The sequence below is a fragment of the Asticcacaulis excentricus CB 48 genome (assembly GCF_000175215.2).
Taxonomy (GTDB): Bacteria; Pseudomonadota; Alphaproteobacteria; order Caulobacterales; family Caulobacteraceae; genus Asticcacaulis; species Asticcacaulis excentricus.
Window position 1 is genome coordinate 2,543,203 of the sequence record NC_014816.1, and the last position, 21,604, is coordinate 2,564,806.

The 21,604-nt window shown below is 56.5% G+C and carries 17 protein-coding genes; 10 read left to right on the plus strand and 7 right to left on the minus strand.

Translation table 11 applies throughout. The annotated features are described in order from the left end of the window. Nucleotides 1-137: 137 nt before the first annotated feature. Nucleotides 138-938, minus strand: coding sequence for a MipA/OmpV family protein (locus ASTEX_RS11560; RefSeq protein WP_013479822.1), 801 nt, complete (start codon nt 936-938; stop codon nt 138-140). A gap of 49 nt (nt 939-987) precedes the next feature. Beyond that, nucleotides 988-2,148 (minus strand): patatin-like phospholipase family protein, encoded by a 1,161-nt coding sequence (locus tag ASTEX_RS11565; RefSeq protein WP_041659267.1) that lies wholly within the window; start codon nt 2,146-2,148, stop codon nt 988-990. A gap of 152 nt (nt 2,149-2,300) precedes the next feature. On the opposite strand from ASTEX_RS11565, the gene ASTEX_RS11570 reads away from it, so the two are divergent. The 4 genes from ASTEX_RS11570 to ASTEX_RS11590 all read left to right on the plus strand — a co-directional run bounded on the left by ASTEX_RS11570 (nt 2,301) and on the right by ASTEX_RS11590 (nt 5,474). Continuing rightward, nucleotides 2,301-2,951, plus strand: coding sequence for a TetR/AcrR family transcriptional regulator (locus ASTEX_RS11570; protein WP_013479824.1), 651 nt, complete (start codon nt 2,301-2,303; stop codon nt 2,949-2,951). A gap of 217 nt (nt 2,952-3,168) precedes the next feature. Continuing rightward, the gene (locus tag ASTEX_RS11575; protein ID WP_013479825.1) at nt 3,169-3,699 is read left to right on the plus strand and encodes a porin family protein; all 531 of its coding nucleotides are present in this window, start codon (nt 3,169-3,171) and stop codon (nt 3,697-3,699) included. An 819-nt stretch (nt 3,700-4,518) separates the two neighbouring features. Further along, on the plus strand, nt 4,519-4,818 hold the full coding sequence (locus ASTEX_RS11585) for a hypothetical protein (protein WP_013479826.1): 300 nt from the start codon (nt 4,519-4,521) through the stop codon (nt 4,816-4,818). A gap of 335 nt (nt 4,819-5,153) precedes the next feature. Next, complete coding sequence (locus ASTEX_RS11590) at nt 5,154-5,474, plus strand: hypothetical protein (protein ID WP_013479827.1); 321 nt, start codon at nt 5,154-5,156, stop codon at nt 5,472-5,474. A 27-nt stretch (nt 5,475-5,501) separates the two neighbouring features. Here ASTEX_RS11590 and ASTEX_RS11595 read toward each other — a convergent pair whose 3' ends face one another. Continuing rightward, on the minus strand, nt 5,502-7,049 hold the full coding sequence (locus ASTEX_RS11595; RefSeq protein WP_013479828.1) for a hypothetical protein: 1,548 nt from the start codon (nt 7,047-7,049) through the stop codon (nt 5,502-5,504). Nucleotides 7,050-7,364: 315 nt separating this feature from the next. On the opposite strand from ASTEX_RS11595, the gene ASTEX_RS11600 reads away from it, so the two are divergent. The 6 genes from ASTEX_RS11600 (at nt 7,365) to ASTEX_RS11625 (ending at nt 17,406) form a co-directional block, all read left to right on the plus strand. Next, nucleotides 7,365-8,543, plus strand: a complete 1,179-nt coding sequence (locus tag ASTEX_RS11600; protein ID WP_013479829.1) for a glycoside hydrolase family 5 protein — start codon at nt 7,365-7,367, stop codon at nt 8,541-8,543. A gap of 477 nt (nt 8,544-9,020) precedes the next feature. Further along, a complete protein-coding gene (locus ASTEX_RS11605) occupies nt 9,021-9,935 on the plus strand; it encodes an aspartyl protease family protein (RefSeq protein ID WP_013479831.1) in 915 nt (304 codons plus the stop codon). Nucleotides 9,936-9,984: 49 nt separating this feature from the next. After that, complete coding sequence (gene dnaG, locus ASTEX_RS11610) at nt 9,985-11,883, plus strand: DNA primase (protein WP_013479832.1); 1,899 nt, start codon at nt 9,985-9,987, stop codon at nt 11,881-11,883. A 105-nt stretch (nt 11,884-11,988) separates the two neighbouring features. After that, nucleotides 11,989-14,079 carry an RNA polymerase sigma factor RpoD gene (gene rpoD / locus ASTEX_RS11615; protein WP_013479833.1) on the plus strand — a complete coding sequence of 697 codons (2,091 nt, stop codon included), beginning with the start codon at nt 11,989-11,991 and terminating at the stop codon, nt 14,077-14,079. A gap of 142 nt (nt 14,080-14,221) precedes the next feature. Then, nucleotides 14,222-15,979 (plus strand): DUF1800 domain-containing protein, encoded by a 1,758-nt coding sequence (locus ASTEX_RS11620; RefSeq protein ID WP_245532504.1) that lies wholly within the window; start codon nt 14,222-14,224, stop codon nt 15,977-15,979. An 8-nt stretch (nt 15,980-15,987) separates the two neighbouring features. Then, nucleotides 15,988-17,406 carry a DUF1501 domain-containing protein gene (locus ASTEX_RS11625; protein WP_013479835.1) on the plus strand — a complete coding sequence of 473 codons (1,419 nt, stop codon included), beginning with the start codon at nt 15,988-15,990 and terminating at the stop codon, nt 17,404-17,406. 11 nt (nt 17,407-17,417) lie between these two features. Here ASTEX_RS11625 and ASTEX_RS11630 read toward each other — a convergent pair whose 3' ends face one another. The 4 genes from ASTEX_RS11630 to trpA all read right to left on the minus strand — a co-directional run bounded on the left by ASTEX_RS11630 (nt 17,418) and on the right by trpA (nt 21,602). Beyond that, nucleotides 17,418-18,716 (minus strand): bifunctional folylpolyglutamate synthase/dihydrofolate synthase, encoded by a 1,299-nt coding sequence (locus ASTEX_RS11630; RefSeq protein ID WP_013479836.1) that lies wholly within the window; start codon nt 18,714-18,716, stop codon nt 17,418-17,420. Nucleotides 18,717-19,156: 440 nt separating this feature from the next. Then, the gene (locus ASTEX_RS11635) at nt 19,157-19,453 is read right to left on the minus strand and encodes a hypothetical protein (protein WP_013479837.1); all 297 of its coding nucleotides are present in this window, start codon (nt 19,451-19,453) and stop codon (nt 19,157-19,159) included. A 278-nt stretch (nt 19,454-19,731) separates the two neighbouring features. After that, a complete protein-coding gene (locus ASTEX_RS11640) occupies nt 19,732-20,670 on the minus strand; it encodes an acetyl-CoA carboxylase carboxyltransferase subunit beta (protein WP_013479838.1) in 939 nt (312 codons plus the stop codon). Between the two features lie 113 nt (nt 20,671-20,783). After that, complete coding sequence (gene trpA, locus ASTEX_RS11645) at nt 20,784-21,602, minus strand: tryptophan synthase subunit alpha (protein WP_013479839.1); 819 nt, start codon at nt 21,600-21,602, stop codon at nt 20,784-20,786. Nucleotides 21,603-21,604 lie beyond the last annotated feature (2 nt).

Sequence of the window (21,604 nt, forward strand, 5' to 3'; positions counted from 1 at the left end):
TGCGATCGAATCAGGGCCGAGGCTAGCGCCTCCCGTGCGCATGCCTAGTGTCGTTGGTGCACCGTCAAAGTTCCTTGGCGCCGCTCACATGCTCCCATCCGGACCCCGTCACGGGGGAGAAAGCGCGGGCCCATAGACTAGTGCTCTCCTGACCCAAAACGCCTGATGAGGAGCACGCCGGCACGATAACTCGACGCGACCTTTTTCCCTGTTTGCAAAAGCGGACTGTCCGCCACATCTCCAAGAGCCTGGTCAGCATTTACGAAGGTAACTAGGACGAACCTCTTCCGGACGGGCACAGCCCAAAGCACCGCCGCGCCGACGCTCTGAAGCCCTGCCCCCAATCGGTATGGATGCAGGCCCGTTGTCGCCGCTTCGCTGTTATCTACACCGTAATACGCCTGGTTGCTTTTTCTATCACCGTATCGGGCATAGAGTGTGGTCTGTAACATTCCGATGCGCGTTATGTCCTGGCGAGCGGCTGATAGAAAGAGACCGTTTCCTCCATAGACATTGCTGATGTCTTGGGTAAAGCGACCGCCGACGGATATCTTATCCCCAATTCTATAGAAAGCATAAGCGCCGAGGTCAGCCGCTAATCCGGGCACCTCAAGTCCCGGCAATTGATTAGACTTCCCGCCGTAATGTGGCCGAACCTGTACGCCAGCAATCATACGGTCTCGAAGAACGACATTGTAGCCTAGTCCACTTAAGGGATCGCCGTAAACCCTGCCTCTGTAGTTAAAAGAGGCCCAAGGGATCGCATTCACTTTGTCTGGGTTACCACCGTTAGGACTGAAGCCATATACCGCGCCACCGCCGAGATCTATTGTCCACTTCGACTGCGGCCCGACCGGTTTAAATGGTTGCGCCTGAGCTCTGACTTCGCCTGCGAGCGGCGCGGTGACGGCGATAGAAATGGCGAGTAGTTTCCGCATCGCAAAGGTCCCGAGAGAAGAACGAGGCACCGAACTCGGCGCAAACAGTCTATTTGTCTTGAAAAACGATTCCGCTAAGAGCAAGGCTGTAGCCCTTGTCATACACACGCTTCATGCTGTTCGAGTCGAAAGCCATCAGGCCGCCTCCAGTAAAATCATCTGGCAGAGAGGCGACAGATACCTTGAATCCGTTGCGAGTGGAGAAGGCCTGTATCCCAAACAAGGTTGCGCGCGCCTGGGCCCGAGCCAGGGTGTCGATGCTCCTCGTGATGATATCGACCGCGCCATACTTCGTGAAGGTAAAGCGTGGATTGATATTACCATTGATGAGAACATAAAGCCGCGCGTTCAGAGCGACATCGGGCGGTACCTGCCATGTCAGCATCGACTCCGGTAAAATAAACAGGGGCATGGTCACGCTCCCGTCCGCGTGCATTTCTTGCAGCACATGGGACGCGCCGTCTTGCGCAAAGGATGCCGGGATAAACGCGGGCGCGAAGGCCCCAGGGATACTGGCCGAAGCCACCAAAATTTCGCGAATCAGATCACGGGCGCGGACTTTCCCTGCTGGCCCCTGGGCCACCCCCTGCGACGCAATGGCACCGAGATCCCAGATTACACCCGTCTGCGAATCGAGATTGGTTGTCCCGATTTGAAGGCGTCGGCCTTTGCTGTTTTCATCCGCTATGTCCTCGACCATCTGGATACTGACATATTTGGCTACCCGCGCTTTGAGACCCTCAGAGCTGTAAGCGCCGGGGCTGAAAAAAGCGCCCAACCCCTTTGACTTCAGCAGGTTCGAGGCCCCTTCACCCAGATAGGCCTCTTTCAACTGAGCGTCGTAACTGGAGCCCAGATACGCAAAGGGCGCAATCAGAGCGCCTGTGGACACGCCGGTAACGACACTGAACTGCGGTCGGTCTCCCCTTTCCGACCAGCCAGTCAGGACGCCTATGCCAAATGCACCATCAGCACCGCCACCCGACAGAGAGAGAATGGAGATTTCGGCGCTTGGATTGGTCCGCAACCCGTTACGCAGATCATTTTCCAACCTTGCTGCTAATCCTGCGTCCTGGGGCGAAACGCGGATATTACTAAATCCCGCGGGTTGCGCGAGCGCCGCCTGGGCTGCGTCAAAGGTCTCCCTATGAGGACCTGCGCAGCCACACAAGAGCACGAGGCCGACCGCCACGACGACTGAGATTTTCAATTTCGTCTCCCCAAAAACGGGCTTCAGGGAGATCGTGGAGCGCGACCAACCCATTAACAATACGAAACGGTTTCGTTTATTATTTTTACCTGCCTGTATTTGTCAAGAAGGAAACGCTAAAGTGCAGATAATCGCATCAAGAGGACATTGAATTGAGAACACATAATAAGCTCGGCACGCAGCGACGCCAGGGGCGCCCGGCGGCAATTGACGTTGAGGCGTTAAATCAGCTTATCCTTCAGACGGCAAAATCGACCTTTATTAATGACGGGTATGAGGGCGCATCCGTCGAGCGCATCTCCGCTTTGGCGGGTATTGGAAAGGTCACCATCTATCGACGATACGAGTCAAAAGAAGCTCTGTTCCTTGCGGTTCTCGAAGACATGACGGCCGGGATGTGGCGAGGTCCCGAGTCCCTCAGCGCAAACACGGATCCTTTAGAGTTGCTGCGTGCACGCTGCGAAGTCCTTCTAGAAATGACCTCGACAGCAGATGGCCTCGCGATTTACCGCGTCCTGATTGACGCGAGTCGTCACTTCCCGGATTTAGTGTTGTCCACGGTTCAGAGAATGCGTCTCCCTGTCGAGGGGAAAAATCTCGAACTCCTTAAACTTGCGCAACAGCAAGGCTCTGTTCGGTCTGATATTGATGTTGCCAGTCTGGCTCGAGTACTCTCAAGCATGATAACGGGGTGGCCTCTTCTTAATGGACTCGTTGGAGATGCGGGCCTCCGAGACTCCACGGAAAGAGCCGCCTACTTTGAAACGGCGTGGTCACTGTTTCTAAGGGGCATACGCCCATAGCCCGGGTCACGGGCCGCGCGCGGCCCATCAGGCTTCCAATTGTAGCTATTGCATCAAACTGACCAGCATTCGAATTATCCAAAGATTACAGATGAAATGACCTGGCTACCGCCCGCGTAAAACTTTGTTCCACTCACGCCCGCGAGAAAGCCGCTTGACCCCTTATCGGCACTAAATTATACGATACGGTATCGTTCTTTTTTAAAAGGAGGTCTAAATGCGTAAATTCTCTTATCTTCCCTTGGTCGGACTTTTTATGGCTGTGGCGGCGTCTGCAGCTCACGCCCAAACCGACAGCCGCGCCTACGGACGAATTGGTGTTGGCGGTGCAAAGGTGAACGACGAGACTTTTGAAGCCGTAACACTTGGCTTTGGTTATAATCTGACGCCCCACTTCGCTGTGGAAACGGATGCAAATGTAGGTATGACCGACAAAGAAGTCGATCTAGATGGCGTTAAGCTAAAAGCCAAACTCGACTATACCGCGGGTGCCTATGCCCTCTACACCTTCCCCATTGGCGAGCAGTTCGATATTTTCGCCCGCGCCGGCTATTTGTGGTCGAAGACCTCACTTCCAGTGAACCGAACGTCAATTAAGGAGTCCGCAGACGGCCCCGCTTATGGCCTCGGTTTTCGCTATTTCCCGGGTGCCGGCAGTAACGGTGTGCGGCTGGACGCCACCCACTACGATTTCGGCAACGACCTCAAAGGCGAAATCTACCAGCTCTCTTATGTAAGAAAATTCTGACAGCAAGGGCAGACACACCGAGGATGCCACCTGTAAATGCATCCTCGGCTACAAGCCAATGTCGTTTGCAGGAGGGGCAAAACAACGCCGTTACGATAAATCTTGGCGCACGTAAGAGCCTCCCAGCAAGTCTAGCCCGCCTAATTCACGGTGCCGGCAAAAAGGTGCAGCGGGTGTGGCGCAAGGCATTGTTTTGTAATAGATTTTGCTTACCACACCTGACCTAACCCCAAGACACGCGAAGCCACACCCTGTTGATTTTCACCTAAGCTTGACCCTGCATGTTCGCCACGGATTGACCCAAGTCTACCCTTCTCGTGTAACGGGTCCATCACAAAAACGAGGGGCAATATGAAATGAAAATTTCGACCCCCAAGGGGTCATTTTCTGGCGAAACTCAACACATTTGTCACATCCGCCTTTCTCAGCGACGTGGAGATGGCGCTAGCTTATTTGACCGCTGTCTTTGAAGACGGTGGGATTGCGGAAAATTGCTCTGCCGCAAACGAGGCAGCGATCGCCTTGGGTCTTTCGGACGAAGACGCGGCCCTTTCTGAGGAGCCAACCCTCAGCGCCTTTCTCAAGGTACTGGATCTCCTTAAGGGCAGGGTTTCGATTTCAATCGAGCCAAAACGCACCTGTTAACCCCAGACTAAGGGGGCACGTAGTCACCGCTCTGGCCATTCGTCTTCACAACCGTACAGTTAACCGCTACCATCAGGTCATGCAGGCGCGTTTATGGCGTCCAAATGGGAAATGCGTGGAAGGCCATGTTCGGCCTGCTATCCCGTTTATGCGAGTTTTGACGGGGGACGGATCATGGCTATCACTGACATTCTTTTTTTAGCGGCGGTTGCAACGGTGGGCTCTGAACCGCCATTGCCTCCCGACATTCCTCCGAATGCTGTTTTCTACACGCAGGAGGACGTAAAGCGCTACCGATTCCCAAAGCCTTACCTCCCACCGGAGGCGAAGGCTGCAAAGGTGGACGCGGACGCTGTCGTCGCCTGCGAGGTCAACACGAACGGCAGGATGAAGCGTTGCGCAGTCGTAATTGAAAACCCACCCGGGATGGGATTCGGCAAGGCCGGCGGCTATCCTGTTTTTGAAGAATGCTAAATTAGAAACAGAGACAGGAAAAATCTCACCGGGCACTTGGAAGAAGTTCAGGTCTGTATGGCGCTATCAAGATTATAAGTAGACAGCACACACGTGGTATAACGGGTCAATAACGATACGCCAGCCATAGGCGTCGGCCCCAGCCTTGTATGGCGAGGGCGCACCGGAGACGCAGGTCGGGCGTCAACAACCTCAGCTGGCGTGTAAAGCGCTAATGCGCCACCGTTGCCTGTCTTTGAAATTGAGCCCTCTATGCGCGAAGGTTGATCCACCGCAAGATGGAGAAGTCAACCATAGCTAATAGCCTGCCGAAGTCGGCAAGATCATGTCGGCGCATGCCGACGCTGAATCAGCTTTTTCGTTCGAGGAAAACCCCTTACACAGTTGCCGAAGCGAAGGTCGGGATCGCAGGTGTGAAAAAGCAGCTTCAGATATTCGAGAATAAACTGGACGAAGATTTGATCGTCGATGTCGAGATGTATCCGGACCGCTACGTTTTGAAACCAGGTGACGTGCTCCACATTACTTACGACCATGATGGTGACGGCTACGGCCTACACACCATCGTTCATAATGGGGCGCTGCAAATCTACCTTCAGCACTTCGACACCGCCGTCGTGACCATCAGTGGCAAACCTGCCGAACCGTGGTCCTAATAGCATGTGAATTTATGAGTTTACGACCTAGTTCAGAGTGGACATGACCTCGTGCGCAGACTTTCCCTCCTTGATAGCGTCGATGGCCTTCTGAAACCGTTGTGCAGACTCACGGTCGTGAGGATTGCTGACGAAGGGGGTGAGCAAGGCAATGGCTTCTGGACGCTTATCCTTGGCGAGGTTCACATATGCGGCATAGACCGCGTATTCACGCACGCTTGGTGCGAGGACATGTGCGCCATTGGCGGCGTTTAGAGCATTGGTATTCGGATAGTCGGGCTGGGCCTCATAACTCTGCGAAAAGAAATACAGATTGGGGGCATTCAGCTTGTTGATCTGATAAGCGTTCATGAAAAAACTGCGAGCGGCATCGGTGTAGTCGGTTCGGTCTTGTCCGCTCGCTGCCTGCCCCATCTGATAATAGACGCGCCCCATGAGATAGTTAGCTTCAAAATCTTCCGGATTCTTTTGGACGATGGGACCGATAATGGCCTCAGCGTCTTCCGCCTTGCCAAAAAGCAGGTGAGCGCGTGCGAGCGCAGACTGATACGCGATGTCGCCGGCAAAATCGCCCTTCAATTTCTCCAGGCGCGCCAAAACCGCCTTGCCCTGTTCAGCTTGCATGCAGGTCGTAAGAAGCGAACGGTCAAGAAGGTAGGCGCTTGTGGCCGGATTAAGCTTCGTCACCTGAATCTTGTTTTCGGGATAGTCAGGTATCGGAATGCTTAAGTACGACATACTCGCACGATACCGCTTCAGGATCGACGACAACTGATTAACCTTGATGCCCGTGCTCTCTTCGAAACTGGCAATCGGGTCAGCGCCATTGCCAACCTGAGCGAAATAGGTGTTCAGGTCGCGGGCGCGCTTTGGATCGCTGAGCATGTAGTGGGTCAGGAGCCACGACTGAGCGTAGAAACGCTCGACATCCCAATCCCTGTTCGACTTATCGCCGGCAAAGCCAAAACTGGGATTGAGTATTTTCTCAAAACCTATCCAGCGGTCTTCGGCGAGCGTCCAGCCACGAATAACGGAGGGCTCACCGACCGTGATCTTCCCTTTGGCAGGATATGCCGTGGACATATACTCGGCAAACCCCTCGATATACCACGCCGGGTAGTAGGAGCGAGCATGCTGGAACATGATGTAGTGGCTGTATTCATGGAACAGAATAATTAAGCTTTGATCGACATTGCCCTCACTGGCGCCGTCCCCAGGGGCCGTGCCGTAGGCGCTCGTTCCTTCGCCACAGTTGAAATAAACGCCCGCGACATTATTGGAAAAGCTAGGCCTTACGACCTGGATGTCATCCCTGTTTTTAAGCAAATAGATCTCAAACCGAACCTTGGGTCCGGCATCGCCGCTGCCAAGGAGAAGATTGGTCAGGTTACGAAAGACTTCGAGCTTTTTTACATAGCCGCGTGTCGTCTTTTCCGGGGCAGAGCTATAGACGGTGAAGTTCTCAGACTCCGCCTTTATCCAGGTTTCCGCTTGCGCCGGCATGGCCGCAAGGGTCGACAGCCCCAATGCGAGAAGGGCCCACGCGAGAACGCGCTTGATGCGGTTATTTGTCATGATTTCCCCCGAAACCTGTATCGATCGCAGACACCCACATGTCACAGGGCTCTGACTCATTTTTTTGCCATAATATCAAACAGTCAATCGCCTGTGAAGTCGGTTTGCAATGAACAGTGCATACCGATTAAACGGCGTGGGACAGCTTTGTGCGCTATAGGATCGACATCGTTGCGTTCATCGAGGCGCTGCGAAGACAGGCCTCTGCACCATCGTTTCGCCTTCACGACGGTACGGTTAAAGACTATCGTCTCACCCATCAGCCGAAGGGTGTTCAAGTGAGAAATGCCGGTGACACATTCTAGGAGAGCCCGGGTGCGTTCATTGCTTACAGGCCTTTGCACCGCCGCGCTTCTTATGGCCGCGCCGGTTATGGCCGCCGACATCAGCTTCTGGGACACCCCGCGCCACGGCGGCAACAGCTTCAATGAGAAGGCGCCCGACGAAGCCTATTTCCGTGCGCTGAAGGCCATCGGTGCGACCTGGGTACGCCTCACCTTCTCGAAATGGAAAGGCGAAGACCGCGACTTCCTGATCGGTAATGCCGACGACTACAAAGCCATACCCGCGTCAGATCTGGCGCTTCTCAAAAAGACTCTGGATGCGGCGGACGCCGCCGGCATCAAGGTCGTCCTCACCCCTCTCTCCCTGCCCGGTGACAGGTGGGTCCAGCACAACGCCAACACGCCAGATGATCGTCTTTGGAACGACCGCAAATACTGGGATCAGTCAGCCGCCTTCTGGCGCGATCTCGCCGCCGCCGTGAAAGACCATCCGGCGATCGCCGGCTATAACCTGCTCAATGAGCCGACCCCCGAAAAAGGCATGGGCCTGGACGAACACGCCGCGCCTGAGGTGCGCATCGCCTGGTACCAAAAACACAAGGGTACGACCCATGACCTGCCGGGGCTTTACGAGCACCTGATCAAAGCGGTGCGCGAGGTCGACCCCACCACGCCGATCATGGTCGATGGCGGCTGGTATGCCAATGCGTGGAGCTTCAGCTACTGGACGCCCTTGAGCGACGACAAGGTTCTCTACGCTTTCCATATGTACGAGCCTTGGAACATCACCAGTACGCCACAGATAAAGCGCAAGCCACAACGGCCTTACCCGGGCTCCGAGGTCACCTGGGGCGAAAAGACCCTGACCTTCGACAAGGCGGCGATGCAGGACTTTCTGGCCAAACCGTTCGACTGGGCGAGGGTCAATGGCGTGCCCGCCAATCGCATGGTCGCAGGCGAGTTCGGCTGCGTGCGCGTGTGGACCGATTGCGGCGCCTATCTCGGCGACGTCATCGATACCCTGAACAGTCACGGCGCACACTGGGCGTTCTACAGCTTCCGCGAGGACGTCTGGGAAGCCATGGATTACGAGATTCCCCCCGCCTACCCAGCCGGCCAGGTCTATTATCTGCGCGAACAGGGCAAAGGCGACAAGGTGCCGATGGACAGCCCTTTGATGGAGATTATCAAAAGCAAGATGGCGAAGTAGCCGAGACCGTCAGGAACCAGAGCTTTCGGGTAAATCAGCCAGAAGATCAGGCCTGTTCGCCAGTGTTGACGCCCAAACTTACGCGTAAGAGCTCTCAGAACGGACGCGAAGACAGCAAGGGGGGCCGAGACTGACATAGAGCACGGCCTTGCGTAGATCGGCTGGCATCCGGTTCTAAAAAACCGCCCTGAGCGGGTTATGCGGCTCAGACTCAAGCGCACAAAAGGCGCCACAGGCGAGTGAATAGCCTCACGGGGCGCGTTGTGGAGACATGATGCGTGATAACGGTTGTCCATCTTTACCGTAATGGGTTCGACAAGCTGAGTACGCGAAGGTCTGATCTGCAGCGGGCGCGCATAGATCGGGCGATGATTTGGGCGGCCATCCCCGACCCAGCACGCCTTACAGGTCCGTTGACACCCGCTTAGAGGCGTGGGATGCGTTAATGCAACCGGGGCAATACCGGGGGGAGGGAAAATGATTACCAAACGTCAGTGTCTGGCAGGACTGTCGGGTCTTGCGCTCGCCGCATCTTCTGCGCAGGCAAACGAGATTTCAGTACCGATCGCCGTGACCCGATCGCGGCGGATAATGACCAGCCTCACCATCAACAACCAAGGTCCATTCTACTTTTTCATAGATACGGGTGCATCCATAAGTTTCATCCGCCCGTCCCTGGCCCGCAAACTGGCCCTGCGCCGTGTTGAGAGTATGCGCACCTTAGGCCTTGGGGGCAGCGATTACACCCAGATCTACGAGGCAAAAGATGTGGTCTTCGGCGAGAGCTTCCGCGTCAAGGCGATGGCCTTGGGCGGACTGGAGATGCTCGAAAACCGTGATTACGAGGGCCTTCTGGCTGCGGGTTTTCTGACAGGGGTGACGAGCCAGCTCGATTTTGAGTCCTCACGCATTCGGTTCCAGTCCGGCAGCGAAACGATAGACACCACCGGATATCAACCCTGGCCCAGCCGACGCGAGCAGCAGGGTGCGGGCGAAAAAATCTATGTCGACATCCTGATTGACGGCATAAAGGCCAATTGCCTGCTCGATACAGGCGCTCCTCCAGCCCTTACTCTGCATCCCAGTTTTGTAAAAAAGAACAAGCTCTGGGACCGCTATGCCAATCCTCGGGAGCAGACTGTCAAGGGTATACACGGCGACACCACCAAGTCGCGTTATGTCCACGCGGACTCTCTCGACATAGGCGGGTTCCCGATAAAGGGCGCCCCCGTGACCTTGTTGGACCCTGAAGGCACGCGCGGTTTCGGTCTGGATGACGGCATTATCGGCATGGGCGCTATCGGCCGCTTTAATCACATCTTCGCCAAAGAGGGTCTACTCGTTAAACCCAACCGTTATTTTGACAAGGTGGAACCACTTTTCTCGGCGTGAGCAAAGTCACCTCTCTTTCCTTTCCGGGCGCAAGGCGTATATGTAAACCGTGCGCTTCGACGATCGGTTTCTGGAAGAATTAAAATCCCGCTTGCGGCCATCTGAGGTCATCGGCAAGGCGGTCAAGCTGCGCCGCAACGGCCGCGAATGGGTCGGCCTGTCGCCCTTTTCCAAGGAAAAAACACCCTCCTTCTACGTCAACGACGAGAAGGGATTTTTCCATGATTTCTCTTCCGGAAAGCACGGCGACATCATCTCCTTCCTTCAGGAGACAGAGCGTCTGAGCTTTGTCGAAGCGGTCGAACGGCTGGCCAGCGAAGCGGGCATGGCCCTGCCGGTGCAAACGCCGCAGGCGGCGCAGGCCGAGCAAAAGCGACAATCGCTGAACGACTGGATGGAACTGGCGGCCCGATGGTTCGCTGCGCGTCTGCACGACAATACCCCAGGGGCAAAGGCTGCGCGTGACTATCTGAAAAAGCGCGGCCTGTCTGATCAGGACGTGGCACATTTTGGTCTGGGCTACGCCCCGAAAGAGCAGACGGCGCTGAAAGACGCGCTGGTGCAAAAAGGTGCCAAGGTTTCCGAACTGGTCGAATGCGGGCTGCTGATCGAAATCGAGGGCAAGGCCCCCTACGACCGTTTCCGCAACCGCCTGATGTTTCCCATTGAGGACGCCCGCTCAAAAATCGTCTCGTTCGGTGGACGCGCGCTCGATCCCGACGAAAAAGCCAAATATCTCAACGGGCCGGAAACCCCGCTGTTCCACAAGGGTTCGCTGCTGTACGGCCTACCCAAGGCATTGAAAATCTTAGGCTCAAGCCAGACCGGGCCGGAACTCGTCGTGGTCGAAGGGTACATGGACGTGCTGGCGTGTCAGCGGGCACAAATAGCCGCCGTCGCACCCTTGGGTACCGCGCTGACCGAGGAGCAGATCGACATTTTATGGCGTCGTCATCCGGAGCCCACCTTGTGCTTCGACGGTGACAAGGCGGGGATGCGTGCTGCCAATCGGGCGCTCGACCGTGCCCTGCCGAAACTCAAGCCTGGCAAGTCATTCAAGGTCTGCCTGATTACCGGCGGCAAGGACCCGGACGATGTGCTGCGTGAAAAAGGCGCTCTGGCCTTGCGCGAATCTCTCAGCGAGACCCAGCCCTTCGTCGAGGTGCTCTTTAAGCGGGAGAGGGAGCTAGAGCCGCTCGACACACCCGAGCGCAAGGCCGGCCTGCGCAAGCGCCTGCGGGCACTGGCGGCGCAGATCGAAGACAAGGACCTGGCTGACTCCTACCGGCAGGACCTGATGGCACGCTACGACGCCCTGTTCCAGCGTCAGCCACAGAATTTGCAGCCGCGATTTCAAAGTGCGCAAGGGCGCGGACGCTTTGCGTACCGAGACGCGCAAGGCCGCCTGATCGAGCCGCCAACCATTGCCACCCCAGAAGGTCAAATGGCCGCGCGCGCCCTATCGAAAGCCCTCGATCCGATGGCGGCGGCGCTGGCGCAGGGTCTGCTCGATCATCCCGACTGGATGTTTGATCATATGGAAGCGCTGGAATCCTATGGGCTTGGCGACCCGGCGCTCGACGCCCTCGTTCGCGCTCTGGTGTCTTTAAGTTTTTCCACAAGCCCCCTTGACTCAGGCGCTGTGAACCGCCATCTGCAAAATCAAGGTTTCGGCGCATTGTTGAGCGAGATACAAAAGGCGGCCCTCAGATCGGCCTCGCCAATCCTCGCACAGGACAAGACTCTCGCAGATGCGCAGGCCGGCTGGATCAAAGCGTTCAATGCGTTCGCGCGTTTGACGGCCTTGGATCGTGCGTTAAAGGCGGCCCGTGACGACGCTTCGGCAGAATTTGATGCTGAAATTTTCGCACGGACCAAGCAGGAACGCGACAGTCTGCGCAAAGCCTTGAAAAGCGGACAAATTTTTGAAGCGGAAAGCGACGTCTAGGTTAAGACTTCGTTGATCTTCTTCGTAAATATAGGTTTGGTGCGGCAAAAATGCCGCATCTGGTTCCAAGGTCTCATGGCGGTTGCGTCATGGGCGGAGAGATAGATGAGCACAGCGACGGACAAACCCGAAGCCGATACGCCCTCCGACGGCCCCCTTCTCGACCTGACCGATGCCGGCGTCAAGAAATTCATCAAGAATGCGAAGGCCCGCGGCTACGTCACGATGGACGAGCTGAACAAGGTTCTGCCGTCCGAAGAGTTTACTTCGGAGCAGATCGAAGACACGCTAGCCATGCTCACGGAGATGGGCGTGAATGTCGTCGATTCCGAAGAGGAAGCGACCGAAGGTGGCGAAATCGCCGTCCGCGAGGAAACCGGCGGCGTGGTCGTTGCCGAGAAGACCTCGGCTTATGACCGCACCGATGACCCTGTACGCATGTACCTGCGCGAAATGGGCTCGGTGGAGCTTTTGTCGCGCGAAGGCGAAATCGCAATCGCCAAGCGCATCGAAGCCGGTCGCGACACCATGATCCGTGGCCTGTGTGAATCAGCCCTGACCTTCGAAGCCATCATGATCTGGCGCGAGGAACTGGAGTCTGGCCGCATCCTGCTTCGCGAAATCATCGACCTCGAAGGCACCTACGGCGGCGGGCCGTCAGAAGGCCCGCCTCCGGGTGCATTGGATGATGAGGCCGAAGAAGAGGACGCCGACGCCCCGATTGCGATGCGGGCGCCCGAACCTGTTGTAAAGGCCCCAGAACTCAAGCCCGAACCCAAGCCAGAACCGCAACCTGAGGCCAAGAAGCCGGAGCCGAAAAAGAAGGCGGACGGCGGGGACGAGGATGAGGACGATTACGTCCCGATGGATGAGGAAGAGAAAAAGCCTCAGCCGGAAGAAGAAGAGGAAGACGATTTCGACGATGGTGCCGGTCCTTCGGTGTCAGCGATGGAATCCGAACTGCGCGAAGGCGTAATGTCGACGCTCGACGCTATTGCGGGTGAGTTCGAAACCTATCGCGGTCTGCAAGAGCGCATCCTGGGCGCTCGCCTCGAAGGCTTGCCTGTCGACCCTGCCGACAAGGTGGCCTATGATGAAGTCACCTCGGCCATCACCCGTCACCTCAAGACGCTGAAGCTCAACAATCAGCGTATCGAAGCCCTGGTGGAACAACTTTATACGATCAACAAGCGCCTGATGTCACTGGAAGGCCGCCTGCTGCGTCTGGCCGACTCCTATGGCATTTCACGCCAGGAATTCCTGCAGAACTACTACCACCGCGAGCTCGATCCTCAGTGGACGGATAAAGTGCGCGCGCTTGGCGTGCGTTGGCAGAAGTTTGCTGACAATGAAGCCGGCTCCATCGGCCGAATCCGCGCCGACATCATCCAGCTGGCTACGGATATGGGCGTGGCCGTGGATGATTATCGGCGTATCGTTCAGACGGTGCAAAAAGGCGAGCGCGAGGCGCGTCAGGCCAAGACCGAAATGGTCGAAGCGAATCTGCGCCTCGTCATCTCTATTGCCAAGAAGTACACCAACCGTGGCCTCCAGTTCCTGGACCTGATTCAGGAAGGCAATATCGGTCTGATGAAGGCGGTCGATAAGTTTGAATATCGCCGCGGATACAAGTTCTCAACCTACGCCACCTGGTGGATTCGCCAGGCCATCACACGCTCGATAGCCGATCAGGCGCGCACCATTCGTATCCCCGTGCATATGATCGAAACGATCAACAAGATCGTTCGCACATCGCGCCAGATGCTGCACGAAATCGGACGCGAGCCGACCCCGGAAGAACTGGCCGAAAAGCTGGCCATGCCGCTGGAGAAGGTGCGCAAGGTTCTCAAAATTGCCAAAGAGCCGATCTCCCTCGAAACCCCGATCGGGGACGAAGAAGATTCGCACCTGGGCGATTTCATCGAAGACAAGAACGCTGTTCTGCCTATCGATGCGGCGATCCAGTCGAACCTCCGCGAAACGACAACACGCGTTCTGGCCTCACTGACGCCGCGTGAAGAGCGCGTCCTTCGGATGCGCTTTGGTATCGGCATGAACACCGACCACACCCTTGAAGAGGTGGGTCAACAGTTCTCGGTGACGCGCGAGCGTATTCGTCAGATCGAAGCTAAGGCTCTGCGCAAGCTAAAGCACCCCAGCCGCTCGCGCAAATTGCGTTCGTTCCTCGACTCTTAGTCGGTATAAACGCTTAGAGAAAAAGCTCCGCTGGCATCCAGCGGAGCTTTTTTTTGTCCCCGACGTTTCGTCTAACTACTCCTGATATGTGGTCACGCCCGAGAGTTGTGTTACGCTGTGGAAAAAAACACAGGGGCTCAGGGTGGACAAGACAGAACCGCTTCGTGGCGACGACAAGGATAGGGTGCGCTCACATTCTCCGATTTCGGCAACGAAATCTGCCGCATTAACCGGGCTCGCGTTTCCCCTGTTGAGCGCTTGTGGCGGGGGCGGCGGCGGCGGGAGTGCCACGTCCGCATCCCCCACACCTTCATCCCCAACAACCTTAAGCTACACGCCACAGGAAGCCGCAAGATTTCTCCTGCAGGCCCAGTTCTCGTGTTCGCCTACAGAGGTTCAAAGCGTAAGAACCTTAGGCTTTGAGGGGTGGCTGACCCAACAATTCTCGGCACCTCAAAGCCAGACCGCCACCGCGTGGCTAGACTCAAGAAACTTCTACGTGCCTGACGAAAAGGATAAGTATTTCAATCCCGTCCCAGGGGACTGGATGGCCTGGCGTATGATGATGACGGGTGAGGATCAGCTTAGAAAGCGGTGTGCCCTGGCCCTTTCTGAGATGATTGTTGTCTCGCTCAGCCCCATCGACGGCTTTTGGCCACCCTATGTCATTGCGGGCTATTGGGATCTCCTCAATGCACACGCCTTCGGGAATTTTCGGACCCTTCTGGAGGAAATCACCCTCAATCCCGCCATGGGATTTTATCTCAATACCAAAGGCAATCAGAAAGCCGATCCCGCCACCGGGCGGGTCCCTGACGAGAATTATGCTCGTGAGATCATGCAACTCTTCACCATTGGTCTTACCCAGCTCAATAGCGATGGCACGCACAAATTGGACGCTCAGGGCCGTACACAAGACACTTACAGCCAGTCCGACATAACAAATCTGGCACGTGTCTTTACCGGCTATGACTGGAATTACGATCGGGTGACCTGGCAATCTGTACCGTGGCTGACCTATAAGATCCCATCGCCCGAGTTTAGCCGTGACCGGATGAAACTCGACCCGGCAAAGCACTCCGGTGAAGCCGTTTCCTTTTTGGGTGTAAACATTCCGGCGAACACGCCGGCTTCAGACGCCCTGAGGATTGCCCTCGATACGCTTTTCAACCATCCGAATACGGCGCCATTCGTCGCCAGGCAAATGATCCAGCGGCTCGTTACCTCAAACCCATCACCCGCCTATGTGGGACGCGTCGCTGCCGCCTTTGCAAACAATGGGACGGGTGTGAGAGGCGATATGAAGTCTGTGTGGCGCGCCATCCTTCTCGATTCCGAGGCAAGGACCCTGTCCGGCAGCGTCACCTCCGGAAAATTGAGAGAACCCATTGTGCGCTTTACGCAATGGGCCAGAACCTTCCAGGTGTCCAGTTTGACCGGCAAATGGGAGATCTATGACACATCAAACGGCGATTGGGGACTGGGCCAAAGTCCCTTGCGTTCGCCCTCTGTGTTTAACTTTTTCCGTCCCGGCTATGTTCCGCCGCAAACGGCTTTGTCCACCAGTCAACTGGTCGCACCGGAGTTTCAGATTCATAATGAAACAACGACGGCTGGATATCTTAACTTCATGACCTCGGTCATCAAGTCGGGATACCAGGACGTAAAGCCAGACTATAGTGCAATCATCGGCATTTCGCATCAGACCCGCGAACTGCTCGACTGGCTCAATCTCTATCTCGCTGCAGGCCAAGTCTCTGAGACCACACTCGCTCTGATACAGTCAGCCCTTGACGCTCAACCCCTGACCTCAACCTCTTCGGAATCCGCCAAGCTGGATCGCATCTACAGCGCGATCTTACTCATCATGGCCTCCCCCGAATATCTCGTTCAGAAATGAGCCCGCAGATGAACAGCGCATCGATCCGCAATGTCAGTCGTCGTGTTTTTCTTGCCCGCGCCGGCGCCCTGGGGGGAATGGGTCTTGCGGCGCCCATGGCCATGAGCCTGGCGGCTGCCGGAGACGCCGCAGCCTTTACTTCTAGTGATTACAAAGCGTTAGTCTGCGTGTTCCTTTATGGCGGCAATGACTGTCACAATACGCTTATCCCGGCAGATATTCCAAATTATGATCGCTATAGCGCCATCCGCGGCGGGGCGAGTGGGCGAAAGCGAGGCGGGATTGCCTACGGTCTCGATGAGCTTGTCAGCTTAAGACCCGCTATCAATCAAACACTGACCGACGCGCTAAGCTACGGCCTTGCGCCATCGCTCATCAAAACGGGTGCACTCTTCAACAGCGGCAAGCTCGCAATCCAACTGAACGTTGGCCCCCTGGTCGTTCCCCTCACCCGCGCTCAGTTTCAGTCGGGCGCTCTGCCGCTTCCGCCAAAGCTCTTCTCCCATAACGATCAGCAATCGGTATGGCAGGCGCTAGGCGCCGAAGGTGCGACCGTGGGCTGGGGTGGCCGCATTGGTGATCTCGCCCTTTCGAGCAACACCAATAGTCTTCTGACCTGCATATCGGCATCGGGAAATGCGGTGTTTTTGTCAGGCAATGACGCGCTTCAATACCAGATCAGCCCGGGCGGTGCGATTCCGATATGGGCCGCAAAAGGCGCAAGCTTCGGCTCCTCGCGGGCGTCAGAAGTGCTCAAAACCCTGATAACTGAGCCCAGGGCCCACGTCCTTGAGAACGAGTTTACCCGGGTGACAAAGCGTTCAATGGTAATGGAGGATATCGTCAATACGGCCCTTAGCCCCGTAACGCTTACGACGTCCTTCGACACCGATAATAAACCGAACAGCCTGGCCAACCAGTTAAAGATTGTGGCGCGCCTGATTGGCGCACGTAACGCACTGGGCTCAAAGAGGCAGGTTTTCTTTGTCTCACTCGGCGGCTTCGACACCCATGATGGATTGATGGAGACCCATCCAAACCTTCTGGCGCTCCTTGATGAGGCACTCTCAAGCTTCTACGCCGCCACTGTAGAAATGGGCGTCGAGAACCAGGTGACGACATTCACGGCGTCTGATTTTGGCCGCACCCTAACCTCTAATGGCGACGGCTCTGACCATGGATGGGGCGGGCACCACTTTGTTATGGGGGGCGCCGTCAAAGGCGGACGTTACTTTGGCACAGCGCCCCAGGTGTCCGTCACCTCAGACGATCAGGTGGGGCAAGGACGGCTTTTGCCGTCCACATCCGTCGATCAGATGGCGTCTACCCTTGCGCGGTGGTTTGGCGCCTCTGAGAATGAACTAACGACTATTCTCCCGAGGATCACCAATTTCTCATCCTCGGATCTCGGTTACTTCTCCGCCTGAGGTGTAACGCATTAAGTCGGCCAGGTGTCCGGTGATAGGGCCAGGACATCTCCGGCCAGGTATAACGAACCACAGATCAGCACGCGCACCGGCCCCTCTGTGATAGGCGCTAAAGCGTCCGTCACGCTCTGCGCGACGTTCGCCGCAAAGCCGCTTTCCCCCGCCCTGGCAGCCAGTTCGGCGGGTGGGATGACGGCCTCAGACGAAAACCCGACGCAGGTCATCATGGCGTCAAGCGCTTTGAAGTGCGCGAAAAACTCAGATGCATCCTTGGTATTGATCAGCCCGCAGATTAAGTGCAACGGCTTGGGATCACGCGCCTGGAGGCGCTCGATGTGGGCGCGCAGGGCGCGCGCCGCGTGCGGGTTATGGCCCCCATCGAGCCAGAGTTCCGAACCGGGGGGTAGTGCCGCCACGAGAGGGCCAGACTTTAGACGCTGCATGCGGGCAGGCCACACAGCGCTTTTCAGGCCCTGATCCATAGCATCTGAGCTCCAGCCCAGCAGCCGCGCTGCCTTAATAGCGAGCGCCGCATTGTCGATCTGATGATCACCTGCAAGGCGTGGCAGGCTTAGGTCAAGTAAGGCATCTTCATCCTGAAAGACGAGGCGACCATTTTCTTCATGCGCCTCAAACCCCTGCCAGGCCGTATAGAGGGGGCTGCGCGCCTTCAGCGCGGCGCGTTCGATCACGGCGTCAGCCTCATCCGCCTGACGCGCGCTGATGACCGGGCAACCCGGCTTAATGATCCCCGCTTTCTGCTTCGCAATTGTCGTCAGATCGTTGCCCAGAAAGGCCTGATGATCATAATCAACGGGCGTGATAATGCTGATGTTCGGTGTACGGATTATATTGGTAGCGTCCAGCAAACCACCGAGCCCGGTTTCCAGAAGAAGCACATCGGCCTCAACCTCTGCAAAGGCCAGAAAGGCCGCCGCTGTCGTCGCTTCGAAAAAGGTCAGGGGCTCGCCGGCATTGGCCTTTTCAACGCGATCCAGTACATCCGCCAGATAATCATCCGTAATCAGATGACCGGCTATGCGTATGCGTTCGGCAAAGCGCACCAGATGCGGCGAGGTGTAGACGTGGACACGCAAACCCTGCGCCTCGGCCATGGCCCGAAGCAGCGCCAGGGTAGAGCCCTTGCCATTTGTCCCCGCCACATGGATGACGGGCGGGAGGTGATCATGCGGATTCCCCAGCGCCTCACAGACCCGCATCATACGATCGAGCGTTAGATCGATCTTCTTGGGATGAAGCGCTTTGAGCCGCTCCAGCGGTGCGTCGAAAGGCAAAAGTCGGTCGGTCATAATGCGCTCTTAGCACCTCTACGGATCAAGCGGTATAGCCCAGAACCAAAGTGCAACTTTCGCAGGGATCTGGATTTAATGCCGAAAGCAACGAGACAGGGTTGATGCCAGCGGGGCAAGAGGTGCACGATCAAGCCAACGTGGCTCAATTAAGAAGAATAAGATGCCAAATTTGGCTCTTTATATTGGCTCTGCAGACATAAGGGGTCAAATCTGGCACCTTAATGGGAACAACAAACCCGCGCATACAAAAGGCGTCCGTCATACTTGACGCCACGGCTCGAACTTTAATCCCATCCGAAAATCACTGATGCGCAACCCGAGAAACGTCTGACTCGCCAGGCTCTCACCCAATTACCCTCCCCCGCGGGTTAGGACCACGTCCAGCATGAGCGCCAACGCAATAACTGGGTCCAGCCCCTGGGAAACTCTGAAAACGCCTAGAACGAGCTCAAATTCAAGAAGAGGTCTCCAAGGCCATTTCCAAAGAGCGTTGCCATTGTGATGACAATAGCGACCACAACATAGGCCACCCAACGACGCCGAGCGCCATGGCTAAGGTTTAAGAGGGCCAGCTCATAATCCGAACGCGCAATTCGGCCGTTTTCCAACTCAAAACTGAGCCTAGACTTGACTTGAAAGCGCTTTATTGAATGGACCACAAATACGAGCGACATAACGAGAAAGGCGATGCCTAATTGCTCGCCTGGATCAGAAACCAATAAAAAACCGTCCACTATATGACCTCCACGACATGGTTTTTGGAGACGATGCTATCCCCATGCAATATAGAGGCCCTGAACAGGTTCAGCGGATGCAGTAAGCTGAATTAAATTTAAGCAATGTGGTGCCACTCAAAAACGAATGACCTGGGTCAATGCAGCCGCGGGCCACATGAACGCGAACGCCGCCGCTTACCGCGTTGAAAAAAGCCCGCATGGAGTGTGCAACCGGCCAGCAGCCTTTCGCCGTCACAGGCTTCTGTTCGTCACCGGCTACGCGTTGGAAGGCAGGGTCAATAACCCTGGCGGCGTTTACCATCCATCAGCATGGACATCAGAGCACCCAGAACTTCGGGAAGTTCCGCACGCGGAACAACGCGATCTACCATGCCCTTATCAACAAGATACTCGGCGCGCTGGAAGCCTTCGGGCAGCTTTTCGCGGATGGTGGTTTCGATCACACGCGGTCCGGCAAAGCAGATCAGCGCACCAGGCTCCGCCAGATGAATGTCGCCCAGCATGGCGTAAGACGCCGACACACCACCCGTCGTCGGGTCGGTGAGGACAACGATATAAGGCAGTTGCGCGGCCTTCAGTTCCTGAATAGCGAGCGTCGTGCGCGCCAATTGCATCAGGGACAGTGTCCCTTCCTGCATTCGCGCCCCACCCGAAGCCGTAATGGCAACCAGAGGCACCTTTCGCTCAGCGGCATAACGGCAGGCGGCGATAAAGGCTTCACCGGCAGCCATGCCAAGCGAGCCACCCATGAAGGTAAAATCCTGCACCAGCACCACGCAAGGAACGTCCGCCACCTTGCCATAGCCGATCTGCATGGTGTCCTTAGCGCCAGAGGCGTCACGCGCGGCCTTTAGGCGCTGCGAATAGGGTTTGCCATCAGAGAAATGCAGCGGGTCTTCCGGCACGGCCGGGGTGTCGAGGGCTTCGTATTCACCGTTGTCGAAGGTGAAGCTGAGGCGCGTCTGGGCATTGATGCGCATATGCCGGCCCGTCGGCGTCACCCAGAGTGAGGCTTCGAGATCGGGGCGGTAGATCATCTCGCCCGTGTCTGGGTCCTTGACCCAGAGGTTTTCAGGCGTTTCGCGCTTGGACACAAATTTGGAGACGCCGGGGGCGATCTTGGCGAGCCATCCACCGCTGTCGCGGCGGTCCGTGGGTCGGGCGGTATTCGTCAAAGCGCGTCTACTCTTGGCTAATTTATCGGCAATGGCCATGTAAGGTCACTAACTCCGGGGGCGCTCAAAAATCTATGCATTTTTCTGAGGTCAGCCGTGCCAAAAAAGGGTTAATGAACCCTTTCATTGACAGGCTTCCACAGTTTGAGGGCCTAGTTTCTCGCGTTACGGACAGCCTGAGCCAAAAGGCTCGCGGTTTCCAGCACTTTTGTGTTGGATGGGGAATTTTCAAGTAAAGATTTCGCTACTGCGTCTACCAGCACGGAACCGACAACGCTGCCGTCGGCGATACGGGCGACTTCGGCGGCACGCTCTGGCGTCTTGATGCCGAAGCCCACCACAACGGGCAGGTTGGCAACCTCACGCACATGGGACACGGCCTCGCGGATCCCCTCGGCGTCGGCTTCCTTTACGCCGGTGACGCCTGCCACGGAGACGTAGTAGACGAAGCCCTTCGTGCGCTTCACCAGCGTTTTCAGACGATTGTCGTCGCTCGTCGGCGTTATCAGGCGGATCAGGGCCACGTCAGCGGCATCGAGCGCATCGATCAAACGCTCGGCCTCTTCCGGCGGACAATCGACGACGATCACCCCATCAACCCCGGCTTTGGCACAGGCTTCAGCAAAGGCCGGATAGCCCATATTCTCAACGGGGTTCATATAGCCCATCAGAATGAGCGGGGTTTTGGCGTCGGATTCACGAAAGCGTGAAGCCAGCGCAAAAACGTCGGCCATACGCGTGCCATTCTTCAGCGAGCGTTCGGCGGCCAGCTGGATGATCGGGCCTTCGGCCATCGGGTCGGAAAACGGGAAGCCCAGCTCGATAATATCGGCCCCGGCCTCCACCAACCCTTTCAAAAGGTCGAAAGAGGTATCGAGGTCCGGATCGCCGGCCATGATGTAGGAGACAAAAGCCGCCCGATTCTGCGCCTTGAGTTCGGCGAAGCGGGCGTCGATACGCGCGACTGACACGG

Coding starts and splice junctions, on each gene's coding strand:
- ASTEX_RS11560 (WP_013479822.1), bottom strand. CDS start 938: ATGCGGAAACTACTCGCCATTTCTATCGCCGTCACCGCGCCGCTCGCA.
- ASTEX_RS11575 (WP_013479825.1), top strand. CDS start 3,169: ATGCGTAAATTCTCTTATCTTCCCTTGGTCGGACTTTTTATGGCTGTG.
- ASTEX_RS11585 (WP_013479826.1), top strand. CDS start 4,519: ATGGCTATCACTGACATTCTTTTTTTAGCGGCGGTTGCAACGGTGGGC.
- ASTEX_RS11590 (WP_013479827.1), top strand. CDS start 5,154: ATGCCGACGCTGAATCAGCTTTTTCGTTCGAGGAAAACCCCTTACACA.
- ASTEX_RS11595 (WP_013479828.1), bottom strand. CDS start 7,049: ATGACAAATAACCGCATCAAGCGCGTTCTCGCGTGGGCCCTTCTCGCA.
- ASTEX_RS11605 (WP_013479831.1), top strand. CDS start 9,021: ATGATTACCAAACGTCAGTGTCTGGCAGGACTGTCGGGTCTTGCGCTC.
- rpoD (WP_013479833.1), top strand. CDS start 11,989: ATGAGCACAGCGACGGACAAACCCGAAGCCGATACGCCCTCCGACGGC.
- ASTEX_RS11625 (WP_013479835.1), top strand. CDS start 15,988: ATGAACAGCGCATCGATCCGCAATGTCAGTCGTCGTGTTTTTCTTGCC.
- ASTEX_RS11630 (WP_013479836.1), bottom strand. CDS start 18,716: ATGACCGACCGACTTTTGCCTTTCGACGCACCGCTGGAGCGGCTCAAA.
- ASTEX_RS11640 (WP_013479838.1), bottom strand. CDS start 20,670: ATGGCCATTGCCGATAAATTAGCCAAGAGTAGACGCGCTTTGACGAAT.